The sequence below is a fragment of the Bacillus sp. FSL R5-0443 genome, from assembly GCF_038608285.1.
GTDB lineage: Bacteria > Bacillota > Bacilli > Bacillales > Bacillaceae > Bacillus > Bacillus velezensis.
In genome coordinates, this window is sequence record NZ_CP152013.1 from 3,787,006 (window position 1) to 3,803,574 (window position 16,569).

Here is a 16,569-nt window from a genome sequence, read left to right on the forward strand (position 1 = left end):
CTTCATCCGCCTATATAAGACATTTCCACTTTCTTTTTCCCATCCGTTTTAGAAAGCGCGCGGTCAATTGAATACTGATCCGTGCGATTTCTCCAGACAGAAGCGATGGATTCCGTCAATTCATCATCGGTCAGACCGCCGCGCACGAGTTTCCGAACATCATAGCCGCTTGACGCAAACAGGCACGTAAACAGCTCGCCTCTCGCCGACAGGCGCGCTCTGTTGCAGGAGGCGCAGAATGCATCCGAGACGGAGGAAATCACGCCGATTTCGCCGGAACCGTCAAGATAGCGGAACCTGGAAGCGACCTCTCCTTTATAATTCGCTTCTATCGGCTCCGTCGGCATGTGCTGGTTGATCAGATCAATAATCTCTGCCTTCGTGATCACGTCTTTTTTATTCCATTGATTCGTATTGCCTACATCCATAAATTCAATAAACCGGAGAATATGACCCTTTTCTTTAAAATAGCGGGCCATCGGCAGGATATCTTTTTCATTGACGCCCTTTTGAACAACCATATTGATTTTCACACCGAGTCCGGCCGCTTTTGCCGCCTCAATGCCCTCAAGCACCTTGTTCACCGAAACCCCGCGGCCGTTAATGGCCTTAAACCGCTCATCCTCTAAAGAATCGAGGCTGACTGTCACGCGATGCAGCCCCGCCTGCTTCAGTTTTTCCGCATACACGGGAAGCAGAGAGCCGTTTGTCGTCATCGCGATATCTTTAAGTCCGGGGATGCGCGCAAGTTTTTTGATCAATTCAGGCATATCTTTTCTCATGAGCGGCTCTCCGCCCGTCAGCCTGATTTTTTCAACGCCGAAGCAGCCGACAAACAGCTTCGCAAGCCGCTCAAGCTCCTCGAAGGAGAGCAATTCCGTCTTTTGTAAAAATGGATAATCCGGTCCGAATAATTCGGCTGGCATACAGTACGTGCATCTGAAGTTGCAGCGGTCGGTTACAGAGATACGAAGATCCCTGAGCGGCCTTTCCCTTTTGTCTGTCACCCGGCGCGTTTCTGTATTCATAAGCCCAAGACCCCTTTCTATTGTTCAACCCGTTCAGGATGTGTGTATACGTTAAATGATCCGTTTCTGACAAAACCTATCGCGGTTATGTTCAACTCTTCCGCCATTTGCAGCGCGAGCTCCGTCGGCGCCGATTTTGAAATGACAATCGACACGCCGATTTTTGCGGCTTTTAATAAAACCTCCGAGGAAATCCGGCCGCTGAAGACGATCAGCTTGTCACGGACCGGCATTCCGTTTTTCAAACAGCAGCCGTACAGCTTATCCAGCGCGTTGTGGCGCCCGATATCCGTCCTCATAAAGAGCAGCTTTTCCGTATCGCACAGCGCCGCATTATGGACGCCGCCCGTTTCCTGAAAGGTGCCGCTCCCGCTTTGCATCTCCTTCATCAGGCGAAGGCACGTCTCAGGAGTTATAGTGATACGGCTGACGGCGGTTTTGGCCGTTTTCACATCCTGCTGAAAGTAAAAATGGCGGCCTTTCCCGCAGCATGAACCGATGACCCTCTTCGTATAGTCTTTTTGCTCAAGCACTCCGGGATTCGTCAGTTCAACATATGCAAACCCGAGACTTTCATCTATAGTAAAGCTTTTGATTTCTTTTTCAAAACGAATGACGCCTTCTGATGCGAGAAATCCGATGACGAGTTCCTCTAAATGGTCAGGCGTGCAGACGAGCGTAACAAATTCCTGCCCGTTCACCATGACGGTCAGCGGATACTCTGAAACCATCCGATCTGCCGTCTTTGTTAATACCCCTTTTTCATAGCGGTATATGTCTCTTACCGCTGTTGTTTTTTCATCCACTGTTTTCCCCTCCGCAGTATCCTTCTCTTTTATTCTTCCACAATCCCTGTATTTTGTCGAATTTGCGGTTTTAAAAAAGAGCCCTCTTAGGACTCTATGTTTCATTGCGATGATGTCTGCTCAGAATGGTGAATAAAATAACTGCGGCGATAATGGCCAATATACTGACGAATATGAAGGCGGCAAGCTTCAGAAAAATTCCCATCAGAACAAAAACGACTGCCGCCAGCACTAATATAATGCCTGCTCCTTTTAACAACAGCGTTCATCTCCTTTTATCCGTATCATTCCCGCGGTTCCGTTTTCTAAACAAAAAAGACGCCGCGCGGGCGTCCTTTTTTAACCTATTCTTTTGCTAAATCCTTTGCAGCGTCTTCCCAAGCCTGTTTGAACTCGTCCGCGCTGTCAGCTGAGACATATGTGCCGCCTCCCGCTTCCGCCGCTTTTTCAAGGCTTTCGCTTCCTTTCATGCCGAAGTTGAAGCCGATGATATTGACGATCGTGTTGACGTTCGCTTTACGGAGCTTTTGAATTTCGGCCTGAGGATTACCGCCGCATGTTTCTTCACCGTCTGTGATCAGATATACGACGTTTTTCCCCGTGGCGCCGGCCCGCTCAAATTCTTCACGCGTATCAGAAAGCGCTTTCGCAATCGGTGTCCAGCCGGTCGGTTTAATCTTGCTGAGTGATTGCTCAAATGGAGTCACGGCGTACGGCTGAAGGCCGTATAACGTTTCTGTCGCATTACATGATACGGCTTTGCCTGAGTTTTTATTATTGCCCTTATGCCCGAATACCCGAAGCATCAGATTCGTGTCTTCAGGAAGAACTTCCGCAAAAGAAGTGACAGACTCTTTCGCGACATCTATTTTACGCTCTCCCCCTGTTTTTTGTATCATGCTTCCGCTTGCGTCAAACAGCACGGCAACGTTTGTTTCTTCGTGCTTTTTCTCAGCTGCAAAAACAGGTGATCCGAGTGAAAGCGTCAAAAGTCCGACAATCCCCGCAGTGAACATTTTTTTCATTTCCTTCATTCCTCTCCGTTTGTTTTTGGCCGATGGGCCCCCGGCTCTTCTCTATGCTAGATGACGAGTATGCAAAAAGATATAGGGCGGGATTCCTTTTGTATAAGCGGCTGTACGCCGTTAAAAATGAACAGAATTATGCGCATCATCCTAAAAAGATTGGATAAATGATGACAGATTTAATGCCTTTTTCGCCCTTTTTGTAATATAAGTCCGGAATCTGATTCTTTTTACAGTTTTCTCTTCATCTTTTCTTGAAATTTTTGTTAAATAAAAATAAAAAAAAGGGCCGATAAACGGCACCTTTTCTTATTCCGCTAATGAACTCGCTGCCATTGTAAAGATGCGGTTCATATCCTTTTGGCTGTGAGCTTCGTAATATTTTCCTCCGCCCGCTTTGGCAATCTCGTGAAGCTGGCCGTTGAAGCCTTCCTTAAAGTCAAAGCCGATCACGTTGACTTTAATATGCTGTTTACGAAGTTCTTTCGCTGTCTTAACAGGATCTCCTCCGCATGTCTCCTCGCCGTCCGTCAACAGGAAAACGGATTTACTGCCAAGTTTGTGCAAACCGGTAAAGGAAGCCTTCGCATCCTCTAATGCTTTTGCAATCGGTGTCCAGCCCGTAGGCCCGATTCCGTTAAGAGAGTTAAGGAAGCTCTGTCTGTCAAACCTTTGGAACCCGTACACACCGCGAATGGATTCACAAGATTGAACCTTTCCGGAGTTTTTATTATTGCCTTCCGAACCGAAAACCGTCATTCTGACCTGTGATTTAGATTTAATTTGATCCGCAAAACGGACAATTTCTTCTTTTGCCATGTTGTATTTAGAAACACCGTCAATCCGTTTTGCCATACTGCCGCTCGCATCAAGTAAAATGGCGGTATTGTTTTTAAATGAAAGAGTCTTCTCGTTTGCATTCTCGGCAGCAAAAGCAGGAGATGCAGCAGTCAGCATCAATCCGAGCATGAGTATGAGTGAAAATGTTTTTTTCATTGCTTTTTCCCCTTTTCAATAGATTTACGTTCAACGCCGAACAATATTTATCGTAAATGAGATGAAAAGGGAAATAAATAGGACGGCGTTCCTCATTATTTTTGCGTATATTCACATAGAAGCGGCATTTTTATCAGTGATTTACACCCGGCGCTCAGCCTTCAATCGACATTTGTCAGCCTTTAGGCTTTCGTTATATGAGTCTGTTGGTTGCTTTACCGTTTATGGAATAGTTTTCAAAAAAAAAGACGCTCATGAAAGCGTCTATTTTTTCGCCATATATTTGTTTAAAAATGAATCTGCTTCGGAAATGTCTACTCCCTGATAATAATGCTTGACGATGTCCGCCACTGATTTTCCCTGCTCCGCCATGTAATTGGCCCCGTACTGGCTCATGCCGACGCCGTGGCCGAATCCTTTTGTCGTAATGGTGATGCTGCCGCCGTTTCGTTTCCATTCAAAGTCGGCAGAACGGAGTCCGAGTTTTTCCCGGATGTCTCTTCCCTTCAGCTTTTTGCCGTTGATGACGGCCGTTGCCACTTGATGGCCCGGCGTTCTGGCTGTAATCTGTCCCACCGTGTTTTGTCCCGAGAGCTGTACGCCGAGCTTTTGCTGAAACTCCGGCACACTGAAGGTCTGGGTGGCAAGATATTTCGGCGATTGCTTATCCCACGGACTTTTCACGCTTTTTAAATAAGGAATGGCGCTTGTCCAATAGGCTTCCGCATTTTCCGTATACCCGTTGCTCGTAGAGAAGAAAGATGCCTCAATCGGCTTGTTATCGTACGTTAAAATCTTTCCTTGCGTGCCGGCCACCGCGTTTGTGATTTTCTTGAGGTTGTGTGCGTACTTAGAACCCCATTCTTTTTTCAGCTGGCTTTTGCTTTGATAGACTTGGAACATTTGCGTATCATCCACCAGTGATCCTTTCGGCGCCTGGACGGCTGAGTCAGCGACCATCAGTCTGACGATGAATGTCCGGGCGGCCAGCGCCTGGGCTTTTAAGGCCTCCGGTTTAAAATCTGCGGGCATTTCGGAAGCCACGACACCGATCACGTACTCTTCAAGCGGAATATTTTCTACAGAATGATTGGATGTCCGATAAACCGGAATGGATACAGGTGATTCTTTCAATGTTACTGCTCCTTTTGTTTCTCGTGTGGTGTGTGCTGTTTTGTGTCCGGGCTCTCTGTTTACGGCTGCTCCTTTTTCTGCCTGAAACGGAAGGACGAGAATGGTGGGGACTAGAAGAATAAGTATACACAGCCCGGATAGTAGAAATACAATCGGTTTCATATATCAGCTGCCTCCTGCTTGGGATTCGACTCTACTTCATCTTATGGGCAGGGACAAGCTAATATGACTTCCTTTTGGACAGAATCTTTATTCCATTTTTCACGCGAAAAACGTATTCTTTTTTGGAAATCAGAGCATAATAATGATGATAAACCATAAAAAAACAGTATGCCAGATTGACATACTGTTTTTACAGCCATTATGCGTTTAGGTCAGTTACGACTTCTTTGTTTTCTTGTTCAGCGGCCGTTTCATCAACGACACGCTCGATGTCAGCGCCGAGAGCCGCAAGTTTTTGATGGAAATTCACATAACCGCGATCCAAGTGCTTCAGTTCCGTGACGCGTGTATGACCTTCAGCCACTAATCCCGCAAGAATCAGCGCCGCGCCCGCACGCAGGTCCGTAGCGGCAACTTCTGCGCCTTGCAGCTGTACAGGACCGTTAATGATCACAGAACGTCCTTCAATTTTAATGTCGCCATTCATCCGGCGGAATTCTTCAGCATGCATAAAACGGTTTTCAAACACAGTTTCAGTAATCATGCTTGTTCCGCTCGCACGGAGAAGCAGCGCCATCATTTGCGACTGCATATCAGTCGGGAATCCTGGGTGAGGCATCGTTTTAATGTCGATCGGCTTCAGCTGGGCAGGACCGATGACACGAAGGCCTTCTCCTTCATCCGTAATTTTGACTCCCATTTCTTCCATCTTCGCAATTAAAGACGTAAGATGCTCTGGAACCGCACCTTTGACTAATACATTTCCTTCCGTGATCGCCGCAGCCACCATGAAAGTACCCGCTTCAATACGGTCAGGAATGATGTTGTGTCTTACGCCGTGAAGCTTCTCGACACCTTCAATTTTAATGGTGCCTGTGCCGGCTCCGCGGATTTTTCCGCCCATCGCATTGATATAGTTCGCTAAGTCAACGATTTCAGGCTCTTTTGCCACGTTTTCAAGCGTTGTTGTTCCTTCAGCTAAAGCAGCTGCCATAATCAAGTTTTCTGTCGCACCCACACTTGGGAAATCTAAATAGATTTTTGCGCCCTGCAGACGGCCTTCCACTTCTGCTTCAATAAAGCCGTTGCCTACTTTGATTTTTGCACCCATTGCTTCAAAGCCTTTTAAATGCTGATCAATCGGTCTTGAGCCGATTGCGCAGCCGCCCGGAAGCGCTACTCTTGAATGACCCGTACGGGCTAACAGAGGGCCCATAACAAGCACTGACGCGCGCATTTTGCGCACATATTCAAAAGGTGCTTCTGTTTCTAAAGCATAAGAAGCGTTTACGGTAACTTCATTATTCTCAAAATGCACATCTGCTCCTAAATGACGCAACACTTCATTAATTGTATATACATCGGAGAGCGTAGGTACATCACATATTACGCTTTTTTCTTCACTTGCTAATAAAGATGCAGCGATAACTGGTAAAACGGCATTTTTTGCTCCTTCAACTTTCACTGTGCCGTTTAACTTCTGACCGCCGCGGACGATGATTTTTTCCAAGGTATTCCCCTCCGCGTCCCTATATTCTCTATATTAATATTCAGTCGTCACGATTGGTGTGCCAACCGTAACGGTATGTTTTTCGCCCATTCCCGCACTTCTAAGCGCAACTTGCACATTCATCTTATGTTTCGATGTCATGATGTAATCTGTCCACTTATATGTAAATGCAGAAACAGAAACGAAATGAGGCTCAACTACATGTTCAACTGGACTTGCTTCAAATTCTTTCATGAGCTGTTCTGCTTTTTTTTGCAAAACAATACTCATATTATCATTTAAATGACCCTTAAGACAAGTAAAAATAAATACTTTATTTTGAAATATGTCATGTGCCTGCCGTTCAAACTGTTCATATGTATCATTCCAGTTTTCCGGTTGCTCCGGGCTCATTTGCTCATATAATAAATACGAAGTTGGGTTCTGGTTTTTGAGGGTAGTGACGAGCTGCAGTTTAAAAGTTGTGTGATTTTTTTTGTCAGAATACGTGCCGACGGCCTTTACGATTTTATCTTCCCGCGCGGATTCCCAATGATATTGCGGATACTGCGTCTTCAGTTCTTTTACCTTGTCATCAAATTCACTCAGTGACAGGTTCAGATTTTTTTTCGCATGAAGCGTCCATTCATCTACAGTGACCTGTTGCCGCTCCATTCCTTCGGCAATCTGGGCAAGCGGAGACAGCTCACTTGCATGAATGGAATGAAATACCGCTATTAAGGCGCTTAAAAAAACAAAAAACAAGATGATGCGGCCTGCTCTTTTTTTCTTCATATCGATCTCTCCCCCTTACTCCCATTTTTGCCGGAGCCGGGGAAAGCAATACATGGAAAACTTCGTCAAAACTCGCCAAGCGGGTGAAGAAAAATTGGTTTCTCACCCAGCGATTCCCTTCATTTCAACAGACGAAACATCTTAAAATAAGTATGGAAGCTGTTTCGAATAGGTAAGATAATCTAAAAAGAAATCAGCGACTGCCGTACCGATCGCAATGGTAAGAAGAATGATCAGCAGCCTCGCCTGCACTATTTTTCCTTTTCGGATCAGCGGATCAAAGTTGACGGCCTGAAGCGCCCACCATGTCACCGCAATGCATACCAGGTGAACCAGGATGCTGATTGCGGCCTGCTGCCCCAATACATTCACAAATCCCATCTCCTTTCATTTTTTCCGCCCCTCATATCCTCTCTTATTATATAAGAAGAAGAGAGAAAGATGATCATTTTTACATCAGAATTTTTATCCAAAATTAGGGGCAATCCCCGCTTAAATGTCCGTTCTCCGGCATGATATACTTTTTTGGAAAGGAGATGGGAATATGAATCATTCCTTTTTTCATCCGGAAAAGCAGTATGGAGAAACACTTCCCGTATTTGACCACGAGTGGGAAGCGATAGCATTCTACTATGATTATAGACAGTCTCAAACAGAGGAACTGAAAGAATTATGTCAGTTTTTCAACATTTCTCTTGATTATTCACGCGGCAGCCTGCTGGAAGTGGAAGCTCTTTACTTCCGCAGCATACAAGAGCTGCTTTTGGCGGATTGGAACCTGCCGATTGACGAATTTGAGAAAATGCTCAGTGTGTATGTCATCGATTGCGCCATCAGACACCATGACGATGCCGAATGGGTCGTCAAACCTTATCCGTATACGGACGGCGCCTATACGACGGGTGTGCGGAGAGGAAACAAAACGTGGCACACCGACAACTGCTGCGAACATTTATATCTGCAAAAAGAAGAGGATCATCCGCTTATCGGCGTCTATGAATCTCTTATGCGTTAATATAGAAAAAGAATCCTTCTCAGACAGCCGAGAAGGATTCTTTTTTAGTTTCCTGCAACATCCAATCTGTTTACAGCCCGCTGTAGCGCAAGCTCAGCCCGACGAATGTCAGTATCATCTGATCGTTTGTTCAAACGGTCTTCCGCCCGCTTTTTCGCAGCAAGGGCGCGCTCTTTATCAATGCTTTCCGCTGTTTCAGCGGCTTGTGCAAGGATAGTGACCTGATCAGGACGGACTTCTAAAAATCCGCCGCTGACAGCCGCCAATTCGGTCTGTCCGTCTTTTTTAAGGCGGACAGCGCCGATTTTAAGCGGAGCCACGGTCGGAATATGGCCAGGCAAGATACCGAGATCACCGCTCTCGGCTCTTACACTTACCATTTCAATATCAGCATCATATACTGGGCCGTCGGGAGTAACGATATTGACTTTAACGGTCTTCATGCTTTTACCCTCCTAGGACCAGATTAAACTTCTACACCCATCTCTTTTGCATTCTCAATGACTTCTTCAATGCGTCCCACAAGACGGAATGCATCTTCCGGAAGATGGTCATATTTACCGGAAAGGATTTCTTTAAAGCCTCGTACCGTTTCTTTAACAGGCACGTAAGAACCCTTTTGTCCCGTAAACTGCTCAGCTACGTGGAAGTTTTGAGAAAGGAAGAACTGGATACGGCGTGCGCGGTGAACGACAAGCTTGTCTTCTTCACCTAATTCGTCCATACCGAGAATCGCGATAATATCCTGAAGTTCTTTGTAACGCTGAAGCGTTGACTGGACTTCACGCGCCACCGCATAATGCTCTTCTCCGACAATTTCCGGAGCAAGCGCGCGGGAAGTGGAAGCCAGCGGATCAACCGCAGGGTAGATACCCATTTCAGTTAATTTACGCTCAAGGTTAGTCGTCGCATCCAAGTGAGCGAACGTTGTCGCCGGAGCCGGGTCAGTGTAGTCATCGGCAGGCACGTAGATCGCCTGGATAGATGTAACTGAACCAACGTTTGTAGACGTAATACGCTCTTGAAGCTGACCCATTTCTGTCGCAAGCGTCGGCTGATAACCAACCGCAGAAGGCATACGGCCGAGAAGCGCGGAAACCTCTGAACCCGCTTGTGTGAAACGGAAAATGTTATCGATAAAGAACAGTACGTCCTGCCCTTGTTTATCACGGAAATGCTCAGCCATTGTAAGACCCGTCAGTGCTACACGCATACGTGCGCCCGGCGGCTCGTTCATTTGTCCGAAGACCATGGCTGTTTTCTTGATAACGCCTGAATCGCTCATTTCGTAGAAAAGGTCGTTCCCTTCACGAGTACGCTCTCCTACACCGGCGAATACGGAAATACCGCCGTGCTCTTGCGCGATGTTGTTGATTAATTCCTGGATTAATACGGTTTTACCTACGCCGGCGCCGCCGAACAATCCGATTTTACCGCCCTTGATGTAAGGAGCGAGCAGGTCAACAACCTTAATTCCCGTTTCAAGAATTTCAACCTCAGTTGAAAGCTCATCGAATGAAGGAGCTGATCTGTGGATCGGGTCCTTTTGAGCATCCGCAGGCAGCGGTTCATTTAAATCAATTTTATCTCCCAGTACGTTAAATACGCGTCCGAGAGTCACATCACCGACAGGAACGGAAATCGGCGCACCTGTATCAACAGCTTCCATTCCGCGCTGAATTCCGTCCGTAGATGCCATGGCAATTGTACGGACTGTATCATCGCCTAAATGAAGAGCAACCTCTAGCGTTAGGTCGATGCCTACTTCATTTTCGCCTGTAGCTGGCTGTGAAACTTTAATCGCATTATAAATCGCAGGCAAGTGGCCGTCCTCGAAACGTACGTCGACAACCGGTCCAAGCACCTGACTTACGCGTCCTTTCTTCATCGCTATCCCTCCTGACAAAATCTTTCTATTCTAAAGCGGCTGCACCGCCGACAATTTCGGTAATTTCTTGTGTAATCGCCGCTTGACGCGCGCGGTTATATGAAAGCGAAAGTGAATCAATGAGTTCTTTCGCATTATCAGTCGCATTTTTCATTGCTGTCATTCTCGCAGCGTGTTCACTTGCTTTACTGTCAAGAAGCGCGCCGTAAATTAAGCTTTCCGCATATTGAGGAAGCAGCACTTCGAGCACCTCTTCTTCATCCGGTTCGAACTCGTAAGAAGCCGTGCGCTTCCCGCCGCTCGTTCCGAAATCCGTTAAAGGCAGCACTTTTTTCTCCGTCACTTCCTGTGAAATCGCACTGACGAAATGGTTATACACCAAATGCAGTTCATCAAAAGCGCCGTCGATAAACATTTGAACCGTCTGACGGGTCAAATCTTTAATCTGAGCAAAAGTGACCTCGTCGCCAAGCCCCACTAACTCAGACAAAATCGGCATTTCCCGTTTTTTGAAGAAATCGCGGCCGACTCTGCCGATTGCAATCACCGTGTATTCATCTTTAGACTGATGGCGTTCTTGAATGGTGCGGTAAGCGTTTCGCAAAACCGAACTGTTAAACGCACCCGCAAGCCCGCGGTCAGACGTAATGACGAGATACGCCGTCTTTTTCACTTCTCTTGAGACAAGCATCGGGTGTTTCGCGTTTTTCGCGCCTTTTCCGACGTTAAACACAACCTCCTGGATCTTATCCATATACGGAGCAAATGACTTCGCGTTGGTTTCCGCACGGTTCAGCTTCGCAGCGGATACCATCTGCATGGCTTTTGTAATCTGGCTTGTTTTTTTCGTTGACGTGATCCTTGACTTAATATCGCGTAATGAGGCCAAAGATTTCACCACCTTTATTCTTCATTTGCGTAAAAAGAGAGAAAAAGAGAACCTTTTTCTCTCATCTTCTAAGGGTTAGTTGCTTGGTGCAAATGTGCGTTTGAAGCCTTCGATTGCAGCTTTGAAGTCTTCATCAGCAGGAAGGTTTCCTGTTTTCGCAATGCCGTCAAGCAGATCTTTATGGTTTTGATCAAGGTACATGTAGTACTCTTCTTCAAAACGTCTGATATCCGCAACCGGAATATCATCAAGATATCCTTTTGTCAGCGCATAAAGAATGGCTACCTGTTTTTCAACCGGAAGCGGTTTATTCAAGTCTTGCTTCAGCACTTCAACTGTACGCGCACCGCGGTTCAGTTTCGCCTGAGTCGCCTGGTCAAGATCAGATCCGAATTGGGCGAACGCTTCAAGTTCACGGTATGAAGCCAGGTCAAGACGCAATGTTCCCGCTACCTTTTTCATCGCTTTGATTTGGGCTGATCCGCCGACACGGGATACGGATAATCCGGCATTGATCGCAGGACGCACGCCTGAGAAGAATAGGTCGGATTGAAGGAAAATCTGTCCGTCAGTAATGGAAATGACGTTTGTCGGGATATAAGCGGAGATATCTCCTGCTTGTGTTTCGACGAACGGCAGCGCCGTAATTGAACCTGCGCCTTTTGCGTCACTCAGCTTGGCTGCGCGCTCAAGCAGACGGGAGTGAAGATAGAATACATCCCCAGGGAATGCTTCACGGCCCGGCGGACGGCGAAGAAGCAATGACAGCTCACGGTAAGCGGCCGCTTGTTTGGATAAATCATCATATACGACGAGAACGTGCTTGCCGTTGTACATGAATTCTTCACCCATTGTCACCCCTGCATACGGTGCAAGGTACAGAAGCGGAGCCGGCTGTGAAGCGGACGCCGTCACGACAATCGTGTAATCAAGCGCGCCATGCTTACGAAGTGTTTCCACTACGCCGCGCACTGTAGATTCTTTCTGGCCGATCGCTACGTACACACAGATCATGTCTTGATCTTTTTGGTTTAAGATTGTATCAATCGCAACAGATGTTTTACCTGTCTGACGGTCACCGATAATCAGCTCACGCTGTCCGCGGCCGATCGGAATTAACGCGTCGATCGCTTTGATACCCGTTTGCAGCGGCTCATGTACCGATTTACGGTCCATTACGCCTGGAGCCTGGCTTTCGATCGGACGTGTTTTGCTTGTCAGAATCGGACCCAGTCCGTCTACCGGCTGTCCGAGCGGGTTGACGATACGTCCGATTAATTCTTCACCTACAGGAACTTCCATGATGCGGCCCGTTCTTTTGACCTCATCACCTTCACGGATATCTCTGTAAGGTCCTAAGATAACGATACCTACGTTGGATTCTTCAAGGTTTTGAGCCATACCCAAAACGCCGTTTGAAAACTCAACAAGTTCACCGGCCATACAATTGTCAAGGCCGTGCACACGCGCAATACCGTCTCCGACTTGGATGACTGTACCTACGTCATGAACTTCAATTTCAGATTGGTAATTTTGAATTTGCTGCTTTATCAGCGTGCTAATCTCTTCAGCTTTGATGCTCACTTAGGTTTCACCCCTTCTATCGATTTCCTCCGGCAAGTTGACGTTCCATGCGCTCAAGCTTTCCGCTTACGCTTCCGTCATATATCCGGTTTCCAATGCGGACTTTAATGCCGCCTATTAAATCCGTCTGCACTTCATTTCTGATTCTGAGCGAAGCGATTCCGGCTTTTTTTGCAAACACTTGAGACAATGATAACATTTCCGCTTCTGACAGCGGTTTTACTGAATAAACAACCGCGTCCTCTGTCTGACGGGCCTGATTGGCAAGTTTGATAAACTCGTCTGTGAGATCAGGCACAATCGAAGACCGGCGGCGGTCAATCAGAAGAAAAATCGTATGCAGCACAGACTCAGACAGTGCGCCGAACGATTGCTGAATCAGCTCTTTTTTCTTAGCGGCCGATACCTTCGGATGGCTTAACACTTCCTGTAATCCGGCTTCGTTCCGGAACACTTCTTTTAGTACGGTAAGCTCTTCTTCGATTTCATTGATTTGAGAAGTCTCAACGGCAATGTCGAAAAGCGCTGACGCGTATCGTTTAGAGACAGCAGATCCACTCATCGGCTTTCTCCTACCTCTTTAAGATAGTCCTGAATCAGTTGTTCCTGGGCTTGTTCATCAAGCTCTTTTTCAATCACTTTCGATGCGATTAAGACAGAAAGTGATGCGACTTGCTCGCGAAGTGCGGAAACCGCTTGTTCTTTTTCTTTAACAATTTCGGTTCTCGCCGCTTCTTTCAATCTTTCAGACTCGGCGCGTGCAGCCTGGATAATGTCTTCCTTCTGCTTTTCACCCAGTTTTTTCGCATTTTCAATGAGTGATTGTGATTCCTGTTTCGCTTCTTTTAAAAGAACGCGCTGCTCTTCAATCAGCTTCTGCGCTTCTTTATTTCTTTCTTCAGCGGACGTAATTTCGCCGGCGATATGATCTTCACGCTGTTTCATTATATTTAATAGCGGTCCAAGAGCGAATTTCTTGAGAAGCGCTAATAAAACTAACATAGCTAACAATTGGAATAGGATATCTCCGCCGTTAAACGACAGTCCTAATTCAAGAGGTAATTGAGACATCTACTACGGCAACTCCCTTCTGCAGGTTTTCTCTGCTGATAAAAAGCCGTTTCGGGACGGCCTGCTTATCAGACATAAAGCAATGGCGAAGGTTCTCTTAGAGTGATCTTCGCCATTTTTAGTTCATATAAGGCTTTTTTGCTTAGCCAAAGAACGCTAAGAACGCGATAACGACAGCGATAATCGGAAGGGCCTCAACCAAAGCGATACCCATGAACATAAGAGTTCTAAGTTCTTTTCCTGCTTCCGGCTGACGGGCGATTCCCTCTACCGTACGTGAAACGATCAGACCGTTACCAATACCTGCACCAAGTGCACCTAAACCGATTGCAATTGCAGCTGCTATTAAATTCATGAAAAAGTTCCTCCTTTAAAATGTTATCCGAATGGATATATGATTTTAATGATCATGACTGATTTTGTGTGACATGTACACCATCGTCAGCATCGTAAAGATAAATGCCTGGATGGTACCGATGAACAAGCTGAACGCCTGCCATGCAAGCATCGGAAGAATGGCTCCGACTGTGCCGACCAAACCGAGAAAGAAGCTGTTAGAGTAGAAATTCGTCGCCAGATTTGCAAGCAGGCCAAGAAGAATTTCCCCGGCGAAAATGTTACCGTAAAGACGAAGTCCGAGTGTCAGCGTATTCGCAAACTCCTCAATGATCTTCATCGGGAACATAAGCGGAACCGGTCTGAGGTAATCCTTAGAGTATTCCTTCAAACCTTTCATCTTCACGCCGTAATAGTGCGTTAACGACACAACCATAACGGCTAGAGTCAGAGTAATAGCCGGATCGGCCGTCGGTGATTTCCACCAAAGCTCGTGTCCGACCGTTACAGAAAACGGCAGCCCCAGCATATTTGATACAAATATGTACATCAGCAAGGTTACACCAAGCGCCAAGAAGTTAGCCCCTGTTTTTAAATCCATTGTACTGCCTATAATATTGCGGACAAAATCAACAATCCATTCCATGAAGTTCTGGGCTTTTCCTGGACGGATGGACAGCGTTCTCGTAGTGAGAATCGCAATCAGCAGCACAATCACACTTGCCACAGTAATCATCAGAATGTTTGTCAGATTAAAAGTAAGACCAAACAAATCCATAGTTCTGTAATCGTGATTCAATGGGTTTTCACCTCTCTTCCATTGATGAACGTTTGAGCTGAATAATGGAATCTATCATAATGACGGGATAAATTGTCATTAATCCAATAATCACACTTGCCACACTGACTTTATCGGGATATTTAAAGGCGACAGCCATCGCAAGTATCGCATTGCACCAACGCGCTGCGCTCCCGAGTGATCGTATGGACTTTCCTTTCGCCACGGCCTTGTCAAAAGCATTCATTCTTCTGGTCAAGAGCCACAAATTAAACAAACTGAAAACAGTTCCCAAAAAGAGGCCTAGAAAAACAGTTTTATACGCCGTAAGACCATATCCCAGCAAATAGATTGCTAAGATCACAAATACATATCTCCGTTGTCTGCTGAATGTAAGATTGGGATCGTCCATCAACTATCTGTCTCCTGATGAAAATGTAATATAATTCCTGGATACGGCAAAACATGCGGTTAACCCTTGCAGAAGGCCTTTTTTGTCCGCAAAACGGCCTGTTCGAAAAAACCACTCATCCTCCTGATGCCACGGGATGCTGTTTCATTCGCTTAGATAAATCCTCATATAACGGGTTTTTTTGGAGGATTTAAAATGAGGATGGATACTAGAAATGAAAGGAATGAAAACCTTCTCATAATACCCTCGTTTAGCATACAATAGCCCCTAACATGTGTCAATCTGTTTAAAGTTAAAAAACTTTTTATACCGAAAGCATACACAGAATGTTCACAATTTCACCTATAAATGTATGAACTCTGCCCATTCAGCAAATATCTGGATAAAAAAAGAAAACCCCTGAATGAGGTTTTCCGATTTATTTGGTTCCGTACAGTCTGTCACCCGCGTCACCGAGGCCCGGAACGATATAGCCTTTTTCATTCAGTTTTTCATCAAGGGCGGCGATGTAAATATCAACGTCAGAATGGTGTTTCTGCAGCTCTTCCACGCCTTCCGGAGCCGCTACAAGACACATAAAACGAATGTTTCTCGCGCCGCGCTTTTTCAGGCTGTTTATCGCTTCCACCGCAGAGCCTCCCGTAGCAAGCATCGGATCCACGACAATAAATTCGCGTTCTTCTACATCAGAAGGAAGCTTGACATAGTATTCCACCGGTTTTAAGGTTTCCGGATCACGGTATAATCCGACATGTCCCACTTTAGCGGCCGGGATTAATTTCAGCATGCCGTCAACCATTCCGAGACCCGCTCTCAGGATCGGCACGATACCGAGTTTCTTCCCTGAAATCACTTTGGATGTCGCTGTTTGAACAGGTGTTTTCACTTCCACTTCTTTAAGAGGAAGATCACGTGTAATTTCAAACGCCATCAGTGACGCGACTTCGTCCACAAGGTCTCTGAAATCCTTTGTGCCTGTATTTTCATTCCGAATATATGTCAGTTTATGCTGGATTAAAGGATGATCAAATACGTAAACCTTTCCCATACTGTGTTCAGCTCCTTTTTTGTTGTCCGAGTGACTTTTTCACACTTCTATTGATTCTACAGAAAAAGACAAACAGTTTCAAGAAAATCATAAAAAAACCCGCCGGATTAAGG

At 46.1% G+C, this 16,569-nt stretch carries 20 protein-coding genes; 1 reads left to right on the forward strand and 19 read right to left on the reverse strand.

The annotated features are described in order from the left end of the window. Positions 1 to 2: 2 nt before the first annotated feature. The 9 genes from moaA to NYE28_RS19125 all read right to left on the reverse strand — a co-directional run bounded on the left by moaA (position 3) and on the right by NYE28_RS19125 (position 7,807). The gene (gene moaA, locus NYE28_RS19085; protein ID WP_253600487.1) at positions 3 to 1,028 is read right to left on the reverse strand and encodes a GTP 3',8-cyclase MoaA; all 1,026 of its coding nucleotides are present in this window, start codon (positions 1,026 to 1,028) and stop codon (positions 3 to 5) included. A gap of 17 nt (positions 1,029 to 1,045) precedes the next feature. Next, positions 1,046 to 1,834, reverse strand: coding sequence for a formate dehydrogenase accessory sulfurtransferase FdhD (gene fdhD / locus NYE28_RS19090; protein ID WP_015240754.1), 789 nt, complete (start codon positions 1,832 to 1,834; stop codon positions 1,046 to 1,048). A 94-nt stretch (positions 1,835 to 1,928) separates the two neighbouring features. Beyond that, entirely contained in the window at positions 1,929 to 2,093 is a 165-nt protein-coding gene (locus tag NYE28_RS19095; protein ID WP_007407587.1) for a hypothetical protein, read from the reverse strand. Positions 2,094 to 2,178: 85 nt separating this feature from the next. Next, the gene (locus tag NYE28_RS19100) at positions 2,179 to 2,859 is read right to left on the reverse strand and encodes a VWA domain-containing protein (protein WP_012118657.1); all 681 of its coding nucleotides are present in this window, start codon (positions 2,857 to 2,859) and stop codon (positions 2,179 to 2,181) included. Positions 2,860 to 3,168: 309 nt separating this feature from the next. After that, positions 3,169 to 3,855 carry a VWA domain-containing protein gene (locus NYE28_RS19105; RefSeq protein WP_007407590.1) on the reverse strand — a complete coding sequence of 229 codons (687 nt, stop codon included), beginning with the start codon at positions 3,853 to 3,855 and terminating at the stop codon, positions 3,169 to 3,171. Positions 3,856 to 4,119: 264 nt separating this feature from the next. Continuing rightward, entirely contained in the window at positions 4,120 to 5,151 is a 1,032-nt protein-coding gene (gene spoIID / locus NYE28_RS19110; protein WP_059367640.1) for a stage II sporulation protein D, read from the reverse strand. A 199-nt stretch (positions 5,152 to 5,350) separates the two neighbouring features. Next, the gene (gene murA / locus NYE28_RS19115; RefSeq protein ID WP_052827950.1) at positions 5,351 to 6,661 is read right to left on the reverse strand and encodes a UDP-N-acetylglucosamine 1-carboxyvinyltransferase; all 1,311 of its coding nucleotides are present in this window, start codon (positions 6,659 to 6,661) and stop codon (positions 5,351 to 5,353) included. 33 nt (positions 6,662 to 6,694) lie between these two features. Next, the gene (locus NYE28_RS19120; RefSeq protein WP_007614364.1) at positions 6,695 to 7,435 is read right to left on the reverse strand and encodes a YwmB family TATA-box binding protein; all 741 of its coding nucleotides are present in this window, start codon (positions 7,433 to 7,435) and stop codon (positions 6,695 to 6,697) included. Between the two features lie 141 nt (positions 7,436 to 7,576). Further along, positions 7,577 to 7,807, reverse strand: a complete 231-nt coding sequence (locus tag NYE28_RS19125; protein WP_007614366.1) for a DUF1146 family protein — start codon at positions 7,805 to 7,807, stop codon at positions 7,577 to 7,579. A 172-nt stretch (positions 7,808 to 7,979) separates the two neighbouring features. On the opposite strand from NYE28_RS19125, the gene NYE28_RS19130 reads away from it, so the two are divergent. Next, positions 7,980 to 8,450 (forward strand): hypothetical protein, encoded by a 471-nt coding sequence (locus NYE28_RS19130; protein WP_007407595.1) that lies wholly within the window; start codon positions 7,980 to 7,982, stop codon positions 8,448 to 8,450. Positions 8,451 to 8,494: 44 nt separating this feature from the next. Here the strand turns inward: NYE28_RS19130 and NYE28_RS19135 are convergent, their stop codons facing one another. The 10 genes from NYE28_RS19135 to upp form a co-directional block, all read right to left on the reverse strand. Further along, positions 8,495 to 8,893 carry a F0F1 ATP synthase subunit epsilon gene (locus tag NYE28_RS19135; protein ID WP_003151176.1) on the reverse strand — a complete coding sequence of 133 codons (399 nt, stop codon included), beginning with the start codon at positions 8,891 to 8,893 and terminating at the stop codon, positions 8,495 to 8,497. Positions 8,894 to 8,916: 23 nt separating this feature from the next. Then, on the reverse strand, positions 8,917 to 10,338 hold the full coding sequence (atpD, locus tag NYE28_RS19140) for a F0F1 ATP synthase subunit beta (RefSeq protein ID WP_003151173.1): 1,422 nt from the start codon (positions 10,336 to 10,338) through the stop codon (positions 8,917 to 8,919). 25 nt (positions 10,339 to 10,363) lie between these two features. Then, on the reverse strand, positions 10,364 to 11,227 hold the full coding sequence (gene atpG / locus NYE28_RS19145) for an ATP synthase F1 subunit gamma (RefSeq protein WP_003151172.1): 864 nt from the start codon (positions 11,225 to 11,227) through the stop codon (positions 10,364 to 10,366). A 75-nt stretch (positions 11,228 to 11,302) separates the two neighbouring features. Further along, a complete protein-coding gene (gene atpA, locus NYE28_RS19150; RefSeq protein ID WP_003151170.1) occupies positions 11,303 to 12,811 on the reverse strand; it encodes a F0F1 ATP synthase subunit alpha in 1,509 nt (502 codons plus the stop codon). 16 nt (positions 12,812 to 12,827) lie between these two features. After that, positions 12,828 to 13,373, reverse strand: coding sequence for a F0F1 ATP synthase subunit delta (locus NYE28_RS19155; protein WP_003151169.1), 546 nt, complete (start codon positions 13,371 to 13,373; stop codon positions 12,828 to 12,830). Next, a complete protein-coding gene (atpF, locus tag NYE28_RS19160; RefSeq protein ID WP_003151168.1) occupies positions 13,370 to 13,882 on the reverse strand; it encodes a F0F1 ATP synthase subunit B in 513 nt (170 codons plus the stop codon). The genes NYE28_RS19155 and atpF overlap by 4 nt, the downstream gene beginning before the upstream one ends. Before the next feature lie 142 nt (positions 13,883 to 14,024). Then, positions 14,025 to 14,237, reverse strand: a complete 213-nt coding sequence (gene atpE / locus NYE28_RS19165; protein WP_003151167.1) for a F0F1 ATP synthase subunit C — start codon at positions 14,235 to 14,237, stop codon at positions 14,025 to 14,027. A 45-nt stretch (positions 14,238 to 14,282) separates the two neighbouring features. After that, positions 14,283 to 15,017, reverse strand: coding sequence for a F0F1 ATP synthase subunit A (atpB, locus tag NYE28_RS19170; RefSeq protein ID WP_029325729.1), 735 nt, complete (start codon positions 15,015 to 15,017; stop codon positions 14,283 to 14,285). Positions 15,018 to 15,024: 7 nt separating this feature from the next. Next, positions 15,025 to 15,408, reverse strand: a complete 384-nt coding sequence (atpI, locus tag NYE28_RS19175; RefSeq protein WP_003151155.1) for an ATP synthase subunit I — start codon at positions 15,406 to 15,408, stop codon at positions 15,025 to 15,027. 418 nt (positions 15,409 to 15,826) lie between these two features. Next, the gene (gene upp, locus NYE28_RS19180) at positions 15,827 to 16,456 is read right to left on the reverse strand and encodes a uracil phosphoribosyltransferase (protein ID WP_003151154.1); all 630 of its coding nucleotides are present in this window, start codon (positions 16,454 to 16,456) and stop codon (positions 15,827 to 15,829) included. Positions 16,457 to 16,569: the final 113 nt, after the last annotated feature.

What these genes read in the sequence shown, in the direction of transcription:
- moaA (WP_253600487.1), bottom strand. Translation starts at nt 1,028, where the DNA reads ATGAATACAGAAACGCGCCGGGTGACAGACAAAAGGGAAAGGCCGCTC.
- NYE28_RS19100 (WP_012118657.1), bottom strand. Translation starts at nt 2,859, where the DNA reads ATGAAAAAAATGTTCACTGCGGGGATTGTCGGACTTTTGACGCTTTCA.
- NYE28_RS19105 (WP_007407590.1), bottom strand. Translation starts at nt 3,855, where the DNA reads ATGAAAAAAACATTTTCACTCATACTCATGCTCGGATTGATGCTGACT.
- spoIID (WP_059367640.1), bottom strand. Translation starts at nt 5,151, where the DNA reads ATGAAACCGATTGTATTTCTACTATCCGGGCTGTGTATACTTATTCTT.
- NYE28_RS19120 (WP_007614364.1), bottom strand. Translation starts at nt 7,435, where the DNA reads ATGAAGAAAAAAAGAGCAGGCCGCATCATCTTGTTTTTTGTTTTTTTA.
- NYE28_RS19130 (WP_007407595.1), top strand. Translation starts at nt 7,980, where the DNA reads ATGAATCATTCCTTTTTTCATCCGGAAAAGCAGTATGGAGAAACACTT.
- NYE28_RS19135 (WP_003151176.1), bottom strand. Translation starts at nt 8,893, where the DNA reads ATGAAGACCGTTAAAGTCAATATCGTTACTCCCGACGGCCCAGTATAT.
- atpD (WP_003151173.1), bottom strand. Translation starts at nt 10,338, where the DNA reads ATGAAGAAAGGACGCGTAAGTCAGGTGCTTGGACCGGTTGTCGACGTA.
- NYE28_RS19155 (WP_003151169.1), bottom strand. Translation starts at nt 13,373, where the DNA reads ATGAGTGGATCTGCTGTCTCTAAACGATACGCGTCAGCGCTTTTCGAC.
- atpF (WP_003151168.1), bottom strand. Translation starts at nt 13,882, where the DNA reads ATGTCTCAATTACCTCTTGAATTAGGACTGTCGTTTAACGGCGGAGAT.
- atpE (WP_003151167.1), bottom strand. Translation starts at nt 14,237, where the DNA reads ATGAATTTAATAGCAGCTGCAATTGCAATCGGTTTAGGTGCACTTGGT.
- atpI (WP_003151155.1), bottom strand. Translation starts at nt 15,408, where the DNA reads ATGGACGATCCCAATCTTACATTCAGCAGACAACGGAGATATGTATTT.
- upp (WP_003151154.1), bottom strand. Translation starts at nt 16,456, where the DNA reads ATGGGAAAGGTTTACGTATTTGATCATCCTTTAATCCAGCATAAACTG.